This is a genomic window from Lysinibacillus sp. CTST325 (genome assembly GCF_054665055.1).
Genome location: NZ_BAAFHO010000015.1, coordinates 48,175 through 66,141, shown reverse-complemented (window position 1 = coordinate 66,141; position 17,967 = coordinate 48,175). Strand labels below are relative to the sequence as shown.

18 protein-coding genes and 2 pseudogenes are annotated in these 17,967 nt (G+C 37.6%); 3 read left to right on the top strand and 17 right to left on the bottom strand.

All coding sequences use genetic code 11. The annotated features are described in order from the left end of the window. Positions 1–34 precede the first annotated feature (34 nt). Entirely contained in the window at positions 35–487 is a 453-nt protein-coding gene (locus ACYQ73_RS23475) for a hypothetical protein (RefSeq protein ID WP_460014652.1), read from the top strand. Positions 488–518: 31 nt separating this feature from the next. Here ACYQ73_RS23475 and ACYQ73_RS23470 read toward each other — a convergent pair whose 3' ends face one another. Further along, complete coding sequence (locus ACYQ73_RS23470) at positions 519–749, bottom strand: acyl-phosphate glycerol 3-phosphate acyltransferase (RefSeq protein WP_460014651.1); 231 nt, start codon at positions 747–749, stop codon at positions 519–521. Positions 750–1,186: 437 nt separating this feature from the next. Here ACYQ73_RS23470 and ACYQ73_RS23465 point away from each other — a divergent pair. Then, a pseudogene (locus ACYQ73_RS23465) lies at positions 1,187–1,829 on the top strand (transposase); the annotation flags it as partial. A 2-nt stretch (positions 1,830–1,831) separates the two neighbouring features. Here the strand turns inward: ACYQ73_RS23465 and ACYQ73_RS23460 are convergent. The 7 genes and pseudogenes from ACYQ73_RS23460 to ACYQ73_RS23430 form a co-directional block, all read right to left on the bottom strand. Beyond that, complete coding sequence (locus tag ACYQ73_RS23460) at positions 1,832–2,401, bottom strand: DUF6434 domain-containing protein (protein WP_460014650.1); 570 nt, start codon at positions 2,399–2,401, stop codon at positions 1,832–1,834. Positions 2,402–2,803: 402 nt separating this feature from the next. After that, positions 2,804–4,159: a sensor histidine kinase gene (locus tag ACYQ73_RS23455; RefSeq protein WP_460014649.1), complete on the bottom strand. Its 1,356-nt coding sequence runs from the start codon at positions 4,157–4,159 to the stop codon at positions 2,804–2,806. Next, positions 4,156–4,794 (bottom strand): response regulator transcription factor, encoded by a 639-nt coding sequence (locus ACYQ73_RS23450; protein WP_460014648.1) that lies wholly within the window; start codon positions 4,792–4,794, stop codon positions 4,156–4,158. The genes ACYQ73_RS23455 and ACYQ73_RS23450 overlap by 4 nt, the downstream gene beginning before the upstream one ends. Positions 4,795–4,806: 12 nt before the next feature. Further along, positions 4,807–5,379, bottom strand: a complete 573-nt coding sequence (locus ACYQ73_RS23445) for a glycoside hydrolase family 73 protein (RefSeq protein ID WP_460014647.1) — start codon at positions 5,377–5,379, stop codon at positions 4,807–4,809. Between the two features lie 347 nt (positions 5,380–5,726). Next, positions 5,727–6,902 (bottom strand): annotated as a pseudogene (locus tag ACYQ73_RS23440) (glycoside hydrolase family 5 protein); the annotation flags it as partial. Next, complete coding sequence (locus tag ACYQ73_RS23435; protein WP_460014646.1) at positions 6,836–7,027, bottom strand: hypothetical protein; 192 nt, start codon at positions 7,025–7,027, stop codon at positions 6,836–6,838. The gene ACYQ73_RS23435 and the pseudogene ACYQ73_RS23440, both read right to left, overlap by 67 nt. A gap of 411 nt (positions 7,028–7,438) precedes the next feature. Then, positions 7,439–8,872: a DHA2 family efflux MFS transporter permease subunit gene (locus tag ACYQ73_RS23430; protein WP_460014645.1), complete on the bottom strand. Its 1,434-nt coding sequence runs from the start codon at positions 8,870–8,872 to the stop codon at positions 7,439–7,441. A gap of 170 nt (positions 8,873–9,042) precedes the next feature. Here ACYQ73_RS23430 and ACYQ73_RS23425 point away from each other — a divergent pair, with 170 nt between their 5' ends. Beyond that, positions 9,043–9,585 (top strand): TetR/AcrR family transcriptional regulator, encoded by a 543-nt coding sequence (locus ACYQ73_RS23425; protein ID WP_460014644.1) that lies wholly within the window; start codon positions 9,043–9,045, stop codon positions 9,583–9,585. 156 nt (positions 9,586–9,741) lie between these two features. Here ACYQ73_RS23425 and rnz read toward each other — a convergent pair whose 3' ends face one another. From rnz to ACYQ73_RS23380, 9 genes are all read right to left on the bottom strand, one after another. After that, positions 9,742–10,674, bottom strand: a complete 933-nt coding sequence (rnz, locus tag ACYQ73_RS23420; RefSeq protein ID WP_460014643.1) for a ribonuclease Z — start codon at positions 10,672–10,674, stop codon at positions 9,742–9,744. 99 nt (positions 10,675–10,773) lie between these two features. Beyond that, positions 10,774–11,610, bottom strand: coding sequence for a class I SAM-dependent methyltransferase (locus ACYQ73_RS23415; RefSeq protein WP_460014642.1), 837 nt, complete (start codon positions 11,608–11,610; stop codon positions 10,774–10,776). Beyond that, a complete protein-coding gene (locus tag ACYQ73_RS23410; protein ID WP_460014641.1) occupies positions 11,607–13,106 on the bottom strand; it encodes a cobyric acid synthase in 1,500 nt (499 codons plus the stop codon). Before ACYQ73_RS23410 ends, ACYQ73_RS23415 begins: the two co-directional genes overlap by 4 nt. Positions 13,107–13,175: 69 nt before the next feature. Continuing rightward, complete coding sequence (locus ACYQ73_RS23405) at positions 13,176–14,018, bottom strand: hypothetical protein (protein ID WP_460014640.1); 843 nt, start codon at positions 14,016–14,018, stop codon at positions 13,176–13,178. A 40-nt stretch (positions 14,019–14,058) separates the two neighbouring features. Beyond that, the gene (locus ACYQ73_RS23400) at positions 14,059–14,595 is read right to left on the bottom strand and encodes a cob(I)yrinic acid a,c-diamide adenosyltransferase (protein ID WP_053483796.1); all 537 of its coding nucleotides are present in this window, start codon (positions 14,593–14,595) and stop codon (positions 14,059–14,061) included. A gap of 14 nt (positions 14,596–14,609) precedes the next feature. Next, positions 14,610–15,170, bottom strand: coding sequence for a nitroreductase family protein (locus ACYQ73_RS23395; RefSeq protein WP_460014639.1), 561 nt, complete (start codon positions 15,168–15,170; stop codon positions 14,610–14,612). A 32-nt stretch (positions 15,171–15,202) separates the two neighbouring features. Then, positions 15,203–15,970: a uroporphyrinogen-III C-methyltransferase gene (gene cobA / locus ACYQ73_RS23390; protein ID WP_460014638.1), complete on the bottom strand. Its 768-nt coding sequence runs from the start codon at positions 15,968–15,970 to the stop codon at positions 15,203–15,205. Next, the gene (locus ACYQ73_RS23385; protein WP_460014637.1) at positions 15,967–16,605 is read right to left on the bottom strand and encodes a precorrin-2 dehydrogenase/sirohydrochlorin ferrochelatase family protein; all 639 of its coding nucleotides are present in this window, start codon (positions 16,603–16,605) and stop codon (positions 15,967–15,969) included. Before ACYQ73_RS23385 ends, cobA begins: the two co-directional genes overlap by 4 nt. Further along, the gene (locus ACYQ73_RS23380) at positions 16,598–17,965 is read right to left on the bottom strand and encodes a cobyrinate a,c-diamide synthase (RefSeq protein ID WP_460014636.1); all 1,368 of its coding nucleotides are present in this window, start codon (positions 17,963–17,965) and stop codon (positions 16,598–16,600) included. Before ACYQ73_RS23380 ends, ACYQ73_RS23385 begins: the two co-directional genes overlap by 8 nt. Positions 17,966–17,967 lie beyond the last annotated feature (2 nt).

Here is a 17,967-nt window from a genome sequence, read left to right as displayed (position 1 = left end):
ATAAAGTAAGATGGTCACCTTATGGAGGTGCTTTATGAAAAGAATACCGTTGTTATCGCTATTATTTATATTTATGATTTCATCCTCTGTTCAAGCACTCTCTTGGGCTTATCCTTTTGTCGTTTGGAAAGGAAATGTTTATGAAGTTAAACAAGAAGAATTTATTGAAGATAGTGAAATTGTTAATATTATAGGGGAAGTAAAGACCAAGCCAAATGATATGACCGGAAATTATTACGGAGATGCCTCAAACTATTACCCAAAAGGAACAAAATATTATGCAATAAATGGGATATCGACTTCTATGGCAATTGCAGTAAAGGAAAATAACCATTGGGTAAAGGCAGTCTTTGTTCATAAAGCACCTTTTCACATAATGAATGTCATTTCTAACATATACTTTATATCAGTTGTTGTAATCATAGCACTACTTGTAATTGGAGTTATATTATTCAGAACTAAAAAGTCCAAAAAGTGTATCCATTAGTTTATCTAATGAATACACTTTTTGTTTTAGCTTACATTTGTCCAGCGCGAATTTTTTTAACAATGCTGAATGTCGTATAGGCAGCAGCCGGTGCAAGTACTACAATAAAAATAAGCCAAACCGTTAAGTTGTCCGTCGCTTTTAATGTGTCATAATTTGAGATAACAAAAAGAATTAGTCCAAATAGCAATAAATAGCTCAGAACATTCGGAAAAATTACGATTAAACGCAATAGTGCTGGTGGCATCTTTTGCTGATTCATATAAAACCACTCCCCTTTAATCAATTATACAAAAATTCACTATTCACCGCATTATATTTCTTTTATATTCCAAATTTCCATTCTACAACTATTACTACTTTTCTTTTAACTTGAAAGGTAGAGACAACTTAATTATGAGGGCACTGAAAAAGTCTATATCTTCTCACATTGCGAGGTATTCAACGATTAAATCGTTGAATACCCCGCTTTTTTCATTTGGCACTGTGACTCTACTGTTGTTTTCCGAAGCATTCCGCTCGCTTTCCGCGGGCGAGCGCCGAGCCTCCTCCTACGCTTCGCTTCGTGCGGGATCTCGTCTGTCTCGCTTTCCCGCAGGAGTCGAGCGATGCTTCTCCAAACAACGCAATGTATCACACTATTATTTTAGTCACGCTTTCCTTTATAATTAAAGAATTAATGTGCAGGTGATGCCCCCGATAATTTCAAATCAAGAAACCCTTCATGTAAGTCCATATATGGCGATCTACGATATTGTTGTGCCAAAAGATAATATACTTCGCCAAATCAATGAACTTGTTGATTTTTCATTCATTTTAGAAGAGTTAAAAACAAAATATTGTTTAGACAATGGACATAATGCCATTCCTCCATTTCGTATGTTTAAGTACTTAATATTAAAAGCGATTTATGATGTATCAGACGTCGACCTTGTAGAGCGTTCAAAGTACGATATGTCATTCAAATATTTCTTGGATATGGCGCCAGAAGATCCTATCATTGATTCAAGTTCGCTTACAAATTTCGTCGGCTTCGTCTTCAAGACGTAAGCTTAATAAACATGCTCATTGGGAAAACAGTTGAGATCGCATTGGAGAAAAAAATCATCAACAGTCAAACGATTATTGTGGATGCCACACATACAAAAGCCCGTTACAATCAAAAAACGCTCGAAAAGTTGTCTACAAAATTGACGAATCGATGAAAGACAAATTCCCCGCAAAGATCACTTCTAACGAAGTAAAGGATGAATTAACTTACTGTAAGGAAGTTATTTCAGTCATTGAAAAGGAACCACAAATTGCACAAATGCCATCTGTCAAAGAAAAGCTGAATGTTTTAAACTAATTTTCAGGTATATATTTGTTACTTCCAGGGAGTTTCTTAATTTTGTTCCAAGCTTCAATCGCTTCTGCACGACTTTTCCCTTTATTTTTTGAGTCAGAGAAAAAGTCCCGAATGAATTGATTGTATTCAAACTGAGGAGGAATTTTCTTCTCGTGTGATGGGTCTTTTTTTCGTTTTTCTTCTTCATACCAAGCATCTACAACATCACGATACGTTTTTCCAATATTATTTTTAATGTAGTTTTGAATATAGGTAGAAAAATGAAACTTTGGAATTACTGACTTAAAAAATGCTCTCACCTCTTGACTACAACGATGATTCCCCGTAATGACTGTATCAAGACTTAGTTCACTGTTAGTTCGAGGTTTATTATTAGCCTTTGAATTTCTTTGTGGTTTTTTTACCTTGCCTGTCCGAAGAAAAGTCTCAATTCTATCAGAAATCTCTATCTTAGAACCCGACGCGCTCATTCCATTATCTCTACAAAATGATTGCAATTCTTCTTTTAACCAATAAAAATCCATAAAATCTTGACTACTAATTTCTTTTGTAAGAATAGGTCTCATTCATAACACTCCTTATGTATACACATTCATATTATAGAACGTTTACTCTTTAATGTAAGCAAATTTTTAGAGCAACAAACTTTACGAAAACAGCTAATTATAAAAACAAGAGCCTTGCTACACTTTATTGTAGTAAGGCTCTTTGTTGAAGTGTAAGCATTCACAAACTAATTCGAGTCAAACTTTTAATGCTTAGTGTTTTATCAAGACTTTTGATTAATTTATTCAAAGTTAATTAGGCTTATTTCTTTAAATACATGTATGTAAAGATACAACTACCAAATAAAAAACAATGTTGCGATTGTTTGTCTTTAGACTAATAATGCAACATTGTTTTAGGATAGTTCAACAACTGTTATCAATTAATATTAAGACCCATTTTTAAATTATCAATACTATGATTTAATGCATTCCCACGCAATCATGATTTACAAAATCGATTTTAAAAATGATTTTACTGTTAGATAACGTTGCTTGAGCTGAATATCCTAATTGTTCAACAAGGCTTTTAACGGTAGCTAGTCCTAGCCCAGTACCTGAAAAGTTTTTGTCACGAGAGCTTTCTCCAACATAAAAGGGCTGCCATATTCTAGATATATCTGTAAGAGTGGTATCATTACTAATTTCGAACACTCCGTCTTGACAAAAGAAAATCTGAATTTCATCTCCAGAAGCATATTTGATTGCATTACTAATCATATTTTCAAATATGAAATGTACTTTATCTTGTTCAGTCGACAGCATAAATTCAGTAACTTCAGTTTTAAAATAAATATGTTTATCTCCTTGTATATGTCGATAGTTATCCAGTATCTCATTTATCAACATTATTAAATCAAAGTTTGTTTTATTAGAATCGTTTTCTTCTGTTTTGGCGAAATAAAGCATATCTGTAATTATTTTTTCCATTCTATCAACTTGCTTGTTAATGGTTGCAAGATAAGTTCCATCATCCATACCATCTTCAATTCCACTGGAATATACTCTAACTAATGCTAAAGGAGTTTTAAGCTCATGGGTTAAACCTATCATAAATTGCTTTAAATCAATGTTTCTTTTTGATAAATCCTGTTGCGCTTTTTCAAGTGCCTTACTCATTTTATTAATACTTCTTGCAAGGTCCTCGATTTCATCTCCTGTCCGAATTTCAGCCTGTTTAAAATCCAACTCACCAATTTCTTTTGCAACTTTTTTGAGTTCATTTAACGGCCTTGTTAGTTTTCGAGATAAAAGGGCAGTAATAATAATAATTAGTAAGATACTGACTATCAAAAAGAATATGTTAAAACGATTAATAAAATTAGCTATTTCAATAAAATTAGCCATTGAGGCTCCAATCATTATTAGCTGATGATCATCTTTTGAATAATGTGCGATAAAACTGGATTTTTGTTTTCCTTGATTGTAAACCTTGCCTACAATTTTATCCTCATTAACTTTTTGTATTACTTCTTCGGAAACCCAAAATTTATTAAGTGCAATATGTTCTCTTGCAAGTTGTTGTTTTAAATTTTCATTCAAGACATTAATATTATCTTTTAGCGATACTGAAAGAATAGTTACATCAAATTGATCCTCCACCAAACTCTTATCCTCAAATTCCTGATATACTGAAAAAGCATTAGTTACTTTTTGGTTCAATTGATAAAGATAATATTTTGGTAGAAAAAACTGACTTACCGCAAGTGAGATACTAAATGTGATGATAACAACAAGAGTTATATAAATAGTTAATTTTGTTCCAATTTTTCGTTTCATTCTCTTGTACTATATCCAACTCCTCGATGTGTTTGGATAATATCCTCTCCAATTTTTTCACGTAGACGCCGAATATGTGTATCTACCGTCCGCGGATCACCCTCGTAGTCCATTCCCCATATTAAATCAAGTAGTTGATCTCTCGTTAATATTTGTCTTCTATTTTGGCTAAATATACGTAAAAGCTCGAATTCAGTCTTTGTTAAAATCAATTCATTTCCAGATTTCCATACACGTTTGCTTGAAATATCAAATGAAACATCGTTTATTCGTTGAATGGATTCCATTTGCAACAATTTTTTCGCCCTCATTAATAAAACTTTTGGATAAAATGGTTTATTTACATAATCATCAGCGCCATCAGATAGGGCAATAAATTCATCTTCTCCAGTATCTCTAGCCGTTAGTATTAATACTTTAATTTTTTGGGTCTTTTTCATTTCGCGGCAAACTGTAATTCCATCTTTTTCTGGCATCATCCAATCTAAAATGGCCAAATCAATTTTTTCATTATAGAAAATATCAAGTGCCTCTGAACCATTTGTAGCCGTAAATACCGTAAATCCTTCCTTTTTGAAATAACTTTGTAAAATCTTTAACATATCTAGTTCATCATCAGCGATAAGTACATTCATTATATTTATCTCCTAATTGTCATATTTCCCTAAATTATACTGTTCTATAATAGCAATTAATTTTTCTGGATACATAGGATCTGTGGAATAGTGGTTTTTTTTCAAAGCATGGGCTGCTTCCTGATAATTCGCTGCAGCAAGAACATCATAATATTGATGCTTATTCCAACTCGTTCCTTCTAAAATTAATTTAGTATGGTCAATAAACGCACTTTTCAAATCTGGATAAGCTCTAAACTCAGTTTCAATTGTATACCTTTTATTATTTTTATATTCCATAGTTGGCATTTTTACTGAATTGCCTTTATAGCTACCTTTTATTCCAAATAAATTATTTGCTTTTATAGCTAATTCACTTTTGCCATAATTCGATTCTAATATAGCCTGTGCAATTGTTATACTCGGAAGCACTCCTCTTGTTTGTTGGTTTAATTCTACAGCTATAGGAGCAATTTCATCTATAAAATGAATTTCTCTATTATCTTTTTGAAATAGCCTAATAAAAAAAATAGAAAGTAAAGCTAAACTAACTACGAGTATAATTATTGACACTTTGTATTTTCTATATTTGCATATTCTTTTCATTATATAACCTCTTTTTAAATGAATTTATACATGTATTTTAAAAGAGGAATGTTACAGTAATTTGACAAAAGAATATTATTAGATAAAAAACTTAAATAGGTTTAAGGAATACGTTGTTCACTTATTTCTATAATAAAAAAGTGAGGCTGGGACATAACCAAATGGTTCCTTCATAAAACCGAATAATCTCTAAATTAACAAAACGCGATAAATAGAAAAACCGAACTTTTCCGAAACACTTCATGAGAGTTTCATTGGATAGTTCGGTATTTTTGTTGGCTGAAACACATTTGTCCCAGCCTCACGGATACTATTATTTTATTTTGAACTACGTGTATCGAACAAGGTCATTTGTTCAGTCCTTTTTTCAATGCATCCCAAATCAAATTATGCACTTCTATATCTTTTCTATCTGGTAGTTCGCCATCTTCCTTAGCTTCCCAATATGCCCACTTGACGGGTTGACTTCCTAATTCAAAATCCATACCTTCCCACGTATCTTCACGAAATGCATAAAATGCCCAGTGCCAGCCATAATCATCGAAAATATCAATTAAATCCTTTACATATTGATCGGCTCCGCCAACCATTCGGTTAATTCCAAACTCTTCAGCAATAATTCGGTTGTTTGGTATATTGTGTTGCTCTGTCCATTGTACAACTGGCTTTAAAAAATCTTTCAATGCAGCTTTATCGAACATTTTTTCTGCTTGATCTTCACCAACCTTCACCTTGCCAGGATAAGTGTATGTGAATCCTTTTTTTCGATTTTGGCTTGTCATTTCATAAGACTCATACATATGAAATGCATATAACACATTATCGTCATCTAGTGGTTTTAAATATTTAATTGCCCATGGAGTGGCAAATAAACCTGAATCTAAAATAATTGGTGTGTCAAAATCTACAGTTCTTATAGAATCTACAATTGTTTCATAAAGCAGGTTTAAATCTGCGGGAGTATTTTCTAATTTGTTGTACCATTTGTCATAATCTTCTGTCCAAAATCATTAAATCCCGTAGCTGTTTCAGAGTGTGGCTCATTAATTACGTTATATCCAACCACTGCAGGATGATCTTTCAAACGGAAGGCAAGATCTTTCCAAAAAAGCGCTGCTTGCTCATGATATTTAAAATCTTTCCAAATACGGTCTTCATTTTCATAATTATTAAACTGCCTCCAACGATTTCCTGGAAGACTTAGAACGGTTAGTACAACTTTTGACCCTCTTGCATATGCTGCATCCAAATCCTCTTTTAACTTTATAAAATCTTCTTCAACAATTCCCTCATATTGATCTGCATTACCGATTAAGAAATCTTTACTAGAATTAGAGTCTTTCCCGTCATTAAATAAGAAGTCTCTATCTTTTGCCCATTTATCAGGTGCTAAATGGATAAATTCAATATTGAATTTATTCGCTTCTTCATAATTTTTTCGGTAAAGAAGTAGAATTCATAAAATTTGTTTCTTTTCTTTGCCCATCACAAAATCTTTCTTTATCTCCTTTACTTCTTGTATTTCCTGTTTCTTTTCTTGCTCTAAAGAACTACAGCCAGCAGCAAGTGCTACTGTTAAAGCACTACCAAGGGAGGCTACCATTTTGAGTTTATTTTTCAGCCATTTCCTTTGATTTATTTCTCTCATAATATCACCTCGCGATATATACTACTGAATCTGTGTTACGTAAATGTGACAAAATATGCGGATGTGTATTTGTTTATCTGAAATCAAATTAAGGATCTTTGAAAAGTATTTAATGAGGAATTAGGGTAGAGAATGTATGTAGATTAATTTATTGATAATCAACTTCTAAAACTCAAAATATAGTTTTAGATGATATGCATAAGATTTAATGATGTTTTCTGCTCTCTCTATATTGGAAAGATATTTTAAATAGTTGATCCAAACTCTTATACCTCCATCTTCTTCCTCAGTTTCATTAATAACTTTAAGAACTATAAAACCACAACCGAAATAAAGTATTTAACCATAAAAAAAGAACAGTAAGCTAACGTAGAAAACGTTAACTACTGCTCGTCATTATAGTATATAAAATCATTCTGCTTGTTGTTTAAACTTATTTTTAGATGGAACAAATAGAGTTAAAACAAATGCAATTATCGCTAAAATTGTCATGAAGTAATAGGCATCACTTGAACCTAGGGTTGAAGCAAGTGTGCGGATACCTTCAGCCGTAGCATTTGGTGCTTCTGCTAGCAATGTTTTCGCATGGTTTGTCGTTTGAGCTGTGAAAATTGTAATAACGACAGCAGATCCAATGGCACCTGCAATTTGACGTAATGTATTATTCACTGCTGTACCATGTGTGACAAGAGTCTTAGGTAAGGCATTTAAACCAGCTGTGTTCAATGGCATTGTGATAAAACTCAACCCTATACGTAGAACGATAGTACGTATCATTATAAAGCCATAGGTTGTTGTGTCTGATAAATCTGTTACAACCCACATTGAAGGAATGACAAAAATCAAACCGATAATAAATAACGGCTTTGCGCCAAAGCGATCATACATTTTTCCTGTCACTGGAGACATAAAGGCATTTACAAGTGCACCCGGTAATAATAATAAACCAGCGTCTAAAGCCGTAAACCCTCTTCCGTTTTGTAAATATATTGGTAATAAAATCATATCCGCATACATCATCATTGTGACAATAATGTTGATGATGGACGTTAGTGTAAATAATTTATTGTTAAAAACGGTTAAGTTAAGAAGTGGATCAGCAGATTTAATTTGGCGAAGACAGAATATTGCCGTAGTCATTATCCCTACTAGTATAGAAGTTATTACTACTTTATCATCCCAACCATGGCTTCCTGCATTACTAAAGCCATACAAAATAAGACCAAAGCCAATTGTCGATAAAATAACACTGATTACATCTAACTTCGTTTTTGCTGTTTCCGAAACATTAATTAAATATTTCATTGCCATAAATATAATGAGCACGACAAATGGAATTATTCCGATAAATAACCAACGCCATGAATAATAATCTATAACGAAACCTGCTAATGTGGGGGCGATGGCTGGAGCGAAAATCATAGCTAGCCCAATTAAGCCCATCATACTGCCTCTCTTTTCGGGAGGAAAAATAAACATCACGATGCTCATTAGTAATGGCATAATAATTCCTGCCCCTATTGCTTGAATCATACGACCTATTAGTAAAGTGGTGAAGTTCGGAGCTACTGCACAAAAAAAAGAGCCTAATAATAAAAACAGCATTGAACTTATAAATAATTGGCGTGTTGAAAAACGTTTCATTAAGTATGCTGTAATAGGGACTAGCACCCCGTTTACTAACATAAAGCCAGTAGACAACCACTGAACGGTTGTAGCAGAAACGGAAAATACGTCCATTAAATTACTTAATGCAACGTTTAACAATGTTTGGTTTAGTGTAGATAAAAAACACCCTATAATTAGTACTGTTAATAGTACTTTTTTATTTATTGATTCCGACATTCATTTATTCCTCTTTCCACTTGTTTTATTAACACTATGTCAATAAAATAGATAATAACATTTTTATTTTTTGATTCCTATTTACAATTTTTCAAGAAGTGTCAATTAAACAACAAAATTTAAAATACTATTAATTAAATTTTTGATTTAATAGATAAAGGAGAATTAAATTGACTACACAAAAAAAGCAAGACCCACGATCTATTCGCTCTAAACGGGTATTTAAAGAAGCTGTAGTAGATATCTTGATTGAAAACCCAGATATTTCGAAACTTACAGTACAAAAAATAGCTCAACGTGCAGAGCTAAATCGAGCAACTTTTTATTTACATTTTTTAGATATTAATGATTTATTAAAGCAGGTAGTTTATGATATTTTCGACGACTTGTTGTCGGAAATATCTCCAACTTTACAAATTGATAATTTAAATAATCAAGAACAATTAATTACGTTTTTAGATTACTTTTATAAGCATAGAAAAATTTTAGCTGTTCTATTTGAGCACCCTGGTTTCAATAAAAAAATGCATATGACACTAAAGGACTTGATTGTCATACAACGTAAAAGTGAAGGTGCTAATAGTACTAACACAACTCTATCAATGGATATTCTCGCATCTTCAATACTTGGCATCATCATGTGGTGGCTCAGAAACGGAGTTCACTTTAGCTCCGAATATATAGCCACTCAAATTATTGAATTATATCGATAATTATTCGTAATAAAATAACTTCAAAATGTGGGTGTGTTTCACTATGAAAGCATTTTGTTGCTGTCACGTCGCTGCGCTTTCGTATAGAAAACATTCGCTAAAGAGAGAAAAGTACCTTTTAAATGAAGTCATCTAAAAGGTACTTTATGTTTTTAATTAAATTAATTTGTTGTTATTCCATGTAAATAAAGATTGATCGGATGTCAGGAAAGTTTGCGGGAAAACCTCCTGTGCATCTGCTAAGAATTTTGGTAAATCATGTGGTAAGAAGCGAGCACTTAAATGGTTTAGCAGTAAATATTTTGCTCCTGCTTGTTGTGCCACCTTTGCCGCTTCAATATTTGTAGAGTGTCCGTAGTTCGCTGCTAAATCGGTCGTAGTACCGTCAAAGGTCGCTTCATGAATAACGATATCTGCTCCATTCGCCAATGAAATTGCCTCTGGACAGTATTTCGTATCTCCTAAAATAGTGAGCGTAAAGCCTTTTTTCGGCGGAGCGACAACATCTTTCGCATAAACAATGGTGCCATCCGCAAGCTCAATATCTTTCCCAGCTTTTAATTGTCCCAGCATAGGACCTTTTGGTACACCAAGAGCCTGTGCTTTTTCCATTAACAATTCGCCAGGTAAATCCTTTTGCTCAATACGGTAGCCATAGCATGGAACTACATGTCGCAATTCACTTGCACTTACTGTAAAATGTTCATCTACATAAATAATACCTTCATGAACTTCAACAAATTGTAATGGATATGTTAAATGCGTCTTTGACACGGCTAAGGTTTGCTCAATCCATTGCTGTAAACCTTGTGGGCCAAATATCGTTAATGGCTCGTCCCCGCCTTGAAATGAACGAGAGCTTAAAAAGCCAGGTAATCCAAAAATATGGTCTCCGTGTAAATGTGTAATAAATATTTTCGTTACTTTACGTGGCTTTAACGATGTATGCAAAATTTGATGTTGGGTCGCCTCCCCACAATCAAAAAGCCACATTTCCCCCACTTCATCTAATAGCTTTACCATTAGAGCACTTGTATTTCGTTCCTTTGAAGGCATTCCTGCGCCTGTTCCTAAAAAATGTAGTTGCACATATGCCACCTCACTTCTATTTCTATATCGCTTTATTGTACCCTATACCTTCCAATAAAAAAAACCTTTGGTCACTAGTTTTGTCCAAAGGTTTCATATTTATTTCGGCTCCCATGATACGAGTGCCGCATGGAAATCATGACGATAATAATAACGCCCGTTCTTTTCCTCAATAAACGGCAAAAGCGACTCCTCAACATAGGCTCTATTAAAAGTATCATTTAATATTTTTTTACTTTGTGTTGTGACAAGCTGCTCATAGCTTTCATATTCATATACACGTTCTAATGGGATGATTTTGCACTCTGCATAAATATCCATTTCATAGAGCAAATTTAAAAATTCTATATAATCTCTTCGTGGAAATTTAATATCGTAGCCATACTTTTCGTATAAAATTTCATAGTGAGGTTGAATCGGCCCTGTTGTCATGCCAATAATTGCACGTTTTTTAGCTAGACGATTCATATGGTAAAGTGCTGATTTGATTTCATACATACGATAAAAGCAATTGACACCAATGACTATATCGTGCGCTTTTACTTCATCTTCAGCAAGGTTTTCCCATTTTGCATGAATATAGGAAACATGTTGATTATCCTCCATGCAATTTTCTAAATAGCTAAGAATACTTTCTGAGCTATCTACACACGTTAGCTTGCGCACATGATCTGCTAGTGGAAACGTATAATTACCCCAGCCTGGACCAATTTCCAATACCGAGTCCTCAGGTTGAATACTTTTTTTAATTTCTTGAAAAATTTTGGCAGCATACGGATCTGTTTGCCCAGCCTTTTTACGTGTGATTGACTGTGCCCAAAACTGCTCCTCTAATTGATCATTGACCATTCTTTCAGGCATTTGGCCATGCCAGTCCTTCATACCTTCCTGCCATAACGCCTCATAATTAATAGCTAACGGTCCTTTTCTTGTCATACAGGTACCTCTATATTCATGATTTCGTATACTTTTTTCATATCGAGATTAGCACGCACATGCTTTGCCAGCATATTGTAAGCGTCCTCTCTACGTTCTGCGTCACTTTTCACATCACTTGCTAAAGCAGCGAGCCCTTTTTTCACGCGAATGTCGTTGACAAGCTGTCGTGTAAAGGTGCGATTATGGAATAAGCCGTGGAAATATGTTCCGATCACTTGTTCATCAGCACTAACTGCCCCATCTACTCGTCCATCTGCAAGCTGTAAAAACGGTAATACTTCATCACGTAAAATTTTTGTACGACCAAGATGAATTTCATAGCCAGTAAACGTATCCTGTCCTCTTGTTCCTGTCATTTGCACTGTTTTTTTATCGCCAACAAAAACAGTTTCCATTGGCAATAATCCTAGACCTTGTGCTGAATCGCCATTACCTTCTACTGCATCTGGGTCTAGTAACGTTTCGCCAAGCATTTGGAAGCCACCGCAAATGCCAATAATTTTTGTTCCTTGTGCGCGTAAATTTGCTATCGCACGGTCGAAGCCTTGTGCCTTTAACCACGCTAAATCATCTATTGTACTTTTAGTTCCAGGTAGTATAAGTAAGTCGGGCGTACCAAGCTCATTGACATTACCAATTAAACGTACACCAACCTCTGGCTCATCAAAAAATGGATCAACATCCGTAAAGTTTGAAATTCGTGGCAGGCGAATCATTGCCACATCCACTGCAAACTCCCCTTGCTTTGGCTTTTTAAAGCGCAATGAAGATAGTGCTAGCGAATCTTCAGCCTCAATATTGACTTCTACATAAGGTACAACTCCAAGGACAGGAATCCCCGTTTCACGCTCTACCCATTCAATGCCATCATCGAGTAATTCACGCATCCCTCTAAACTTATTAATAATCAACCCTTTTACACGTGCACGTTCCGCATCGTCAAGTAATGCGAGTGTTCCAACAATCGATGCAAATACTCCGCCTCGATCGATATCAGCCACTAGCACAACCGCTGCATCTGCTAGATGAGCCATGCGCATATTTGCTATATCACGGTCTTTCAAATTAATTTCTGCCGGGCTTCCCGCACCTTCAAGAACAATGACATCATATGTATTTTGTAAAGTTCGTACTGACTTTTCAACGATTGGCATCGCTTCTTGTACAAATTGATTGCGATAGCTTTTGGCATCCATATTTAAAAAATGTCTGCCATGAACAATCACTTCTGATACCATATCCTGCTTTGGTTTTAGCAATATAGGATTCATATCCGTAGTTGCGACAACTCGTGCCGCCTCTGCTTGTACACCCTGTGCCCGACCAATTTCTCCGCCGTCTTCAGTTACGAACGAATTAAGGGCCATATTTTGTGATTTAAACGGTACTACCTTCAGCCCATCATCAGAGAAAATACGGCACAGTGCAGTACAAATCATACTTTTCCCTACATCAGATGCCGTTCCTTGAATCATGATAGATTTTGCTGGCATAGTCTTTTCCCTCCTTTTTTTATAGTTGAAGCGCGGGAGCAAGTCACGGTCCTTGCGCAGATGTTTCCCTCAGAAGCACGGGGATTCTTCTTGCTTCTGCGGGGATCTCCCTTCCAATCGCGGGGATCTCCCTTCCAATCGCGGGGATTCTCCCTTCCAATCGCGGGGATTCTTCTCGCTTCCGCGGGTACTTCCCCCCAAAGCGCGGGGATTCTCCCTTCCAATCGCGGGGATTCTTCCTGCTTCCACGGGTATTTCCCTTCCAAGCGCGGGGATTCTTCCTGCTTCCGCGGGTATTTCTCCCAAAGCGCGGGGATTCCACCACGTTCCGCGGGTATTTCCCTTCCAATCGCGGGTATTCTTCTCGCTTCCGCGGGTATTTCCCCCAAAGCGCGGGTATTTCTCCCAAAGCGCGGGGATTCCACCACGTTCCGCGAGTATTTCCCCCAAAGCGCGGGGATCTCCTCGCTTCCGCGGATATTTCCCTCCCAAGCGCGGGGATTCTTCCTGCTTCCGCGGGTATTTCCCTTCCAATCGCGGGGATTCTCCTCGCTTCCGCAGGTATTTCCCTTCCAAGCGCGGGTATTCTCCTTGCTTCCGCGGGTATTTCCCTTCCAATCGCGGGTATTCTCCTCGCTTCCGCGGGTATTTCCCTTCCAATCGCGGGTATTCTTCCTGCTTCCGCGGGTATTTCCCCCAAAGCGCGGGGATCTCCTCGCTTCCGCGGATATTTCCCTTCCAATCGCGGGTATTCTCCTTGCTTCCGCGGGTATTCCCTTCCAAAGCGCGGATTCTTCTACATTCCGCGGATATCCCCCAAGCGCAGGGATTCTGCCACGTTCCGCGGATATCCCCCAAGCGCAGGGATTCCACCACATTCCGCGGGTATCCCCCCAAGCGCGGGGATTCCATCACGTTCCGCGGGTATCCCCACCGATGCGAGAATCTCTAATTAGAATTCTAGACCTTTAACTGCTGGAATGCCTTCTTCATAATAGTGCTTTGTCGCATCGATTGTTGATACTAAATCGGCCATTGCAATTAGTGCTGGATTGGCGCTACGGCCAGTTACGACTAAATGCATTGTAGATGGGCGCTGCTGAATGGCTTCAATGACTTCAGCTAATGGGAGCACATCATCGATTGGAAATTTTGTAATAGCCAGCGCGTTGTTGAGCTCATCTAATACGAGTACATCAATACTGTCGTCTTGCAAGGCAGCCTTTGTTTTTTTCCATGCTTTTGCTAATGCAGCACGATGCTCCTCTGGTGTTTTTGTCCAAGTGAAGCCGATTCCCATTTGCTCCATTTCTACGCCAAGCTTACGAAGAGCAATTTGCTCTCCGTATGTTCGTTCTGGTGATTTAATAAATTGCATGTAACGTACATTTAGTCCTCGACCAACCGCGCGCAATGTGACACCAAGGGAAGCTGTTGTTTTGCCTTTCCCTTCACCTGTATAAACTAAAAACAAACCTTTTCTAGCCATTCTTTAAGCCTCCCTTAAAGCCATGTTGTTTTTTCTTCAAATGGGGTACGTTTTTTGTCTTTAAGCTCCTGCTCTTCTGGATAGCCAATAAAGATCGTTCCTACTACTTTTTGTGAGTCACTTGCGCCAATGAATGCGTGCATACGCGGGTCATGAACAAGCCCTACACCACGTGTACGCCATACGAAGCCAAGCCCTTGCTCCTCTGCGGCAAGCCACATAGACATGATAGCGCTACATACAGCAAAGACATTATCTGCTGTCGCATCAGCATCGCCTTCCACAATATCTGCTGTTACAACAATGGCAACAGGCGTTGTTTGAACAACCTTTAACGAACTCTCTACTAAATTAGGTTTTGTTGGGAATCGCTCTTGCAAATAAGCATTTGCCATTTCCTCGTAGCGTTTCATCGCATCATCTTGAATAACATAAAAATGCCATGGCTCACGCATACGGTCATTGGGAGCATAAGTTGCTGCTTGTAAAATTTGCTCGATTTTTTCTTTTTCAACAGGCTGTGTCGTGTAATTGCGAATCGCTCGACGATTTTTTAAAGCCTCCATAACTGTCATGATGTGTTTCCTCCTTATGCTCAAATAACTTTTTATGAAAGGGCTAGTCCTTGTTCTTCAAACCATTGAATTTTCTCGCGTACATTGACGACATCGCCAACGATAATCATAGAAGGATTATGATAGCCTTCTCGTTCAATAATGCTAGCAATTTCATCAAGCTGACCTGTAATGGTACGCTGTTGCTCTGTTGTTCCCCACTCAATAACGGCGACTGGAGTAGTTGCCTTGCGACCATTTTCAATGAGCTTTCTAGAAATATAAGCAATATTGCCAACACTCATATAAAAGGCAACTGTATCAATACCTGTTGCAAGTGCTGGCCAATTTAAAAAGTCCTGTCCTTTTTCCTCACGACCGTGACCTGTTACAAGCGCAAAGCTCGTTGCAAAATCTCGGTGTGTTACAGGGATGCCGGCATACGCCGGGGCAGCAATTCCTGCTGTAATACCAGGTACGATTTCATAAGCAATACCATGATTTCTCAAAATTTCCGCTTCCTCTGCACCACGACCAAAAACAAATGGATCGCCGCCTTTTAAACGTGTGACAATCTTGCCTTCCTGCGCTTTTTCGACAAGTAATGTATGAATCTCATCTTGAATTAAGTGATGCTTACCAGGTAATTTACCACAGTACACAAGCTCAGCATCTTTTTTCGCAAACTCTAGTAATTTCGGGTTCACAAGACGGTCATATGCAATGACATCAGCCTTTTGAATACATTCGAGCCCGTACACTGTAATGAGCTTTGGATCTCCTGGTCCAGCTCCAACTAAATACACTATTCCGTCTTTCATCGCGCTTCTCCTATCAGTATTTGTTGTAAAAATGCTTCACGTCTATCAATCTCTCCATTGCGTGTCCATTCTAGTAGGCTTGGTTCAAGTAATGCTTGTAAAGCGTTGCGTCTTTGTGCGCCTTTTTCAAACTTAGCCGCAATCATTAAACGTGCCTGCTGTAGGAAGCTTACATAGTCATCATAAACCTCATCAAATTGCTCTTCGAGATCAGCTTTGATTTTACGCGCTAATGCTGGGCTGGCACCTGATGTGGAAACTGTTAACACTAAAGGACCACGGCGCACTGTTGCTGGCGTTATAAAGTCGCTTTCAGCCTGTGCATCTGCGCGGTTGATGAGCTGCCAATGTTGTGCTGCTTCTTGTACAGCCTCATTTACTGACGTATCATTTGTCGCCGCAATGATGAGTGATGCATCATCTAAATCACGGGCTTCAAATTCTTTTTCACGCCACGTAATTTGCCCTGACTCAGCAAGAGGCAGTAAGGATTCATCTAGAGTTGGACTAACAACGACAATATTAGCTTTAGCTGGAAGCAGTGAAGCTACCTTCTGTGTTGCTACGTGCCCCCCTCCAACAATTACTACGGTTTTATATTCAATATTGATGTGAATAGGAAAATAATTAGTCATGATTTTTCACCTTCTTACAAGCTGTTAACCAATTGTCAACAAGCTTTGGGTTCGATACGAAATGAAAATGCGTATAGCCTGCTACTAAATTTCCTGCTTGGTAGCCCTCTTGTTTGTTACCAAAGCGACCCTTCGTTTCATAGGCTGGCGAATTATGTGAGCCGCTATATTTTGAATAGTGGAATTCATGTCCCTTAGCTTCTTCATCCGTACCAATTAAAAAATTATTTGGTGTGCCAAAAATTTCTCGGTAGCCAAGAGCTGCAAGCTTTGTTTGCATCGCTACTTCTCCCGGAATAACACCTACCATGTCATAACGGTCACCATTGCTGTTCGTAATAGCCTCCGTCAAATACATAAAGCCTCCACACTCGGCTAATGTTGGTAGACCTTTGGCAATTGCTTCACGAATAGACTTTTTGGCATCCGAATTGTCCGCCAAAATATCTGCAAATTCCTCTGGGAAGCCACCACCGATATACAATCCGTCTGCTTCAGCTGGAACAGGCTCATTCGCAAGTGGAGAGAAAAATTGCAGCTCTGCCCCTTTTGCACGTAGCAGAGCCAAATTCTCTTCATAATAAAAGTTAAACGCAGCATCCTTTGCTACGGCAATGCAAATATTTTGAGATGGTTGTTCCGCAAAAATTTGCCCTAATTCTTGTAAAACAGGAGCCTTTGTTAATTCAAGCAATTGATCTAAATCAATGGTCTCAGCCATTAGAGAGCCTAGCTTATCAAAAAATGTATCGAGTTCTCCTCGTTCGATGGCAGGGACTAATCCTAAATGGCGACTAGGAATATCAATCCCTTCCTCACGCGTTAAATATCCGATGACTGGAATACCACATTCCTGCTCAATAGCAGCCTTCGCAATTTCATAATGACCGACACTACCGACTTGGTTGGCAATGACACCAACGATATTCGGTTGATCCGACAACAATTGAAAACCTTTCACAACGGCCGCTACACTTCGTGCCATACTCGCACAATTGACAATTAAAATAACAGGACTCTCTGTGACAACACTAATGTCTGCTGCAGAGCCCGCATCCGATAGCGGACTTTTGCCATCATAAAAGCCCATAACTCCTTCAATAATGGAAACATCAGCATCTTTGCTTGCGCGCGCGACAATATCACGCACTGCTTCATGTGAAAACATCCAGCTATCAATATTGCGCGATACCCTTCCTGTTACGGCAGTATGATAGGTAGGGTCAATATAATCGGGACCACATTTAAAGCCCTGCACAATTTTGCCCTTTTCTTGTAATGCTTTCATGAGTCCAATGGTAAAGGTTGTTTTACCAACCCCACTGCCAGTACCTGCAAGTACAAAACGATTTGTTTGCATAG

Excerpts from the sequence above, each read along its gene's own strand:
- ACYQ73_RS23475 (WP_460014652.1), top strand. The coding sequence starts at position 35 with ATGAAAAGAATACCGTTGTTATCGCTATTATTTATATTTATGATTTCA.
- ACYQ73_RS23470 (WP_460014651.1), bottom strand. The coding sequence starts at position 749 with ATGAATCAGCAAAAGATGCCACCAGCACTATTGCGTTTAATCGTAATT.
- ACYQ73_RS23460 (WP_460014650.1), bottom strand. The coding sequence starts at position 2,401 with ATGAGACCTATTCTTACAAAAGAAATTAGTAGTCAAGATTTTATGGAT.
- ACYQ73_RS23455 (WP_460014649.1), bottom strand. The coding sequence starts at position 4,159 with ATGAAACGAAAAATTGGAACAAAATTAACTATTTATATAACTCTTGTT.
- ACYQ73_RS23450 (WP_460014648.1), bottom strand. The coding sequence starts at position 4,794 with ATGAATGTACTTATCGCTGATGATGAACTAGATATGTTAAAGATTTTA.
- ACYQ73_RS23445 (WP_460014647.1), bottom strand. The coding sequence starts at position 5,379 with ATGAAAAGAATATGCAAATATAGAAAATACAAAGTGTCAATAATTATA.
- ACYQ73_RS23435 (WP_460014646.1), bottom strand. The coding sequence starts at position 7,027 with ATGAGAGAAATAAATCAAAGGAAATGGCTGAAAAATAAACTCAAAATG.
- ACYQ73_RS23430 (WP_460014645.1), bottom strand. The coding sequence starts at position 8,872 with ATGTCGGAATCAATAAATAAAAAAGTACTATTAACAGTACTAATTATA.
- ACYQ73_RS23415 (WP_460014642.1), bottom strand. The coding sequence starts at position 11,610 with ATGACAAGAAAAGGACCGTTAGCTATTAATTATGAGGCGTTATGGCAG.
- ACYQ73_RS23410 (WP_460014641.1), bottom strand. The coding sequence starts at position 13,106 with ATGCCAGCAAAATCTATCATGATTCAAGGAACGGCATCTGATGTAGGG.
- ACYQ73_RS23405 (WP_460014640.1), bottom strand. The coding sequence starts at position 14,018 with ATGGAATCCCCGCGCTTGGGGGGATACCCGCGGAATGTGGTGGAATCC.
- ACYQ73_RS23400 (WP_053483796.1), bottom strand. The coding sequence starts at position 14,595 with ATGGCTAGAAAAGGTTTGTTTTTAGTTTATACAGGTGAAGGGAAAGGC.
- ACYQ73_RS23395 (WP_460014639.1), bottom strand. The coding sequence starts at position 15,170 with ATGACAGTTATGGAGGCTTTAAAAAATCGTCGAGCGATTCGCAATTAC.
- cobA (WP_460014638.1), bottom strand. The coding sequence starts at position 15,970 with ATGAAAGACGGAATAGTGTATTTAGTTGGAGCTGGACCAGGAGATCCA.
- ACYQ73_RS23385 (WP_460014637.1), bottom strand. The coding sequence starts at position 16,605 with ATGACTAATTATTTTCCTATTCACATCAATATTGAATATAAAACCGTA.
- ACYQ73_RS23380 (WP_460014636.1), bottom strand. The coding sequence starts at position 17,965 with ATGCAAACAAATCGTTTTGTACTTGCAGGTACTGGCAGTGGGGTTGGT.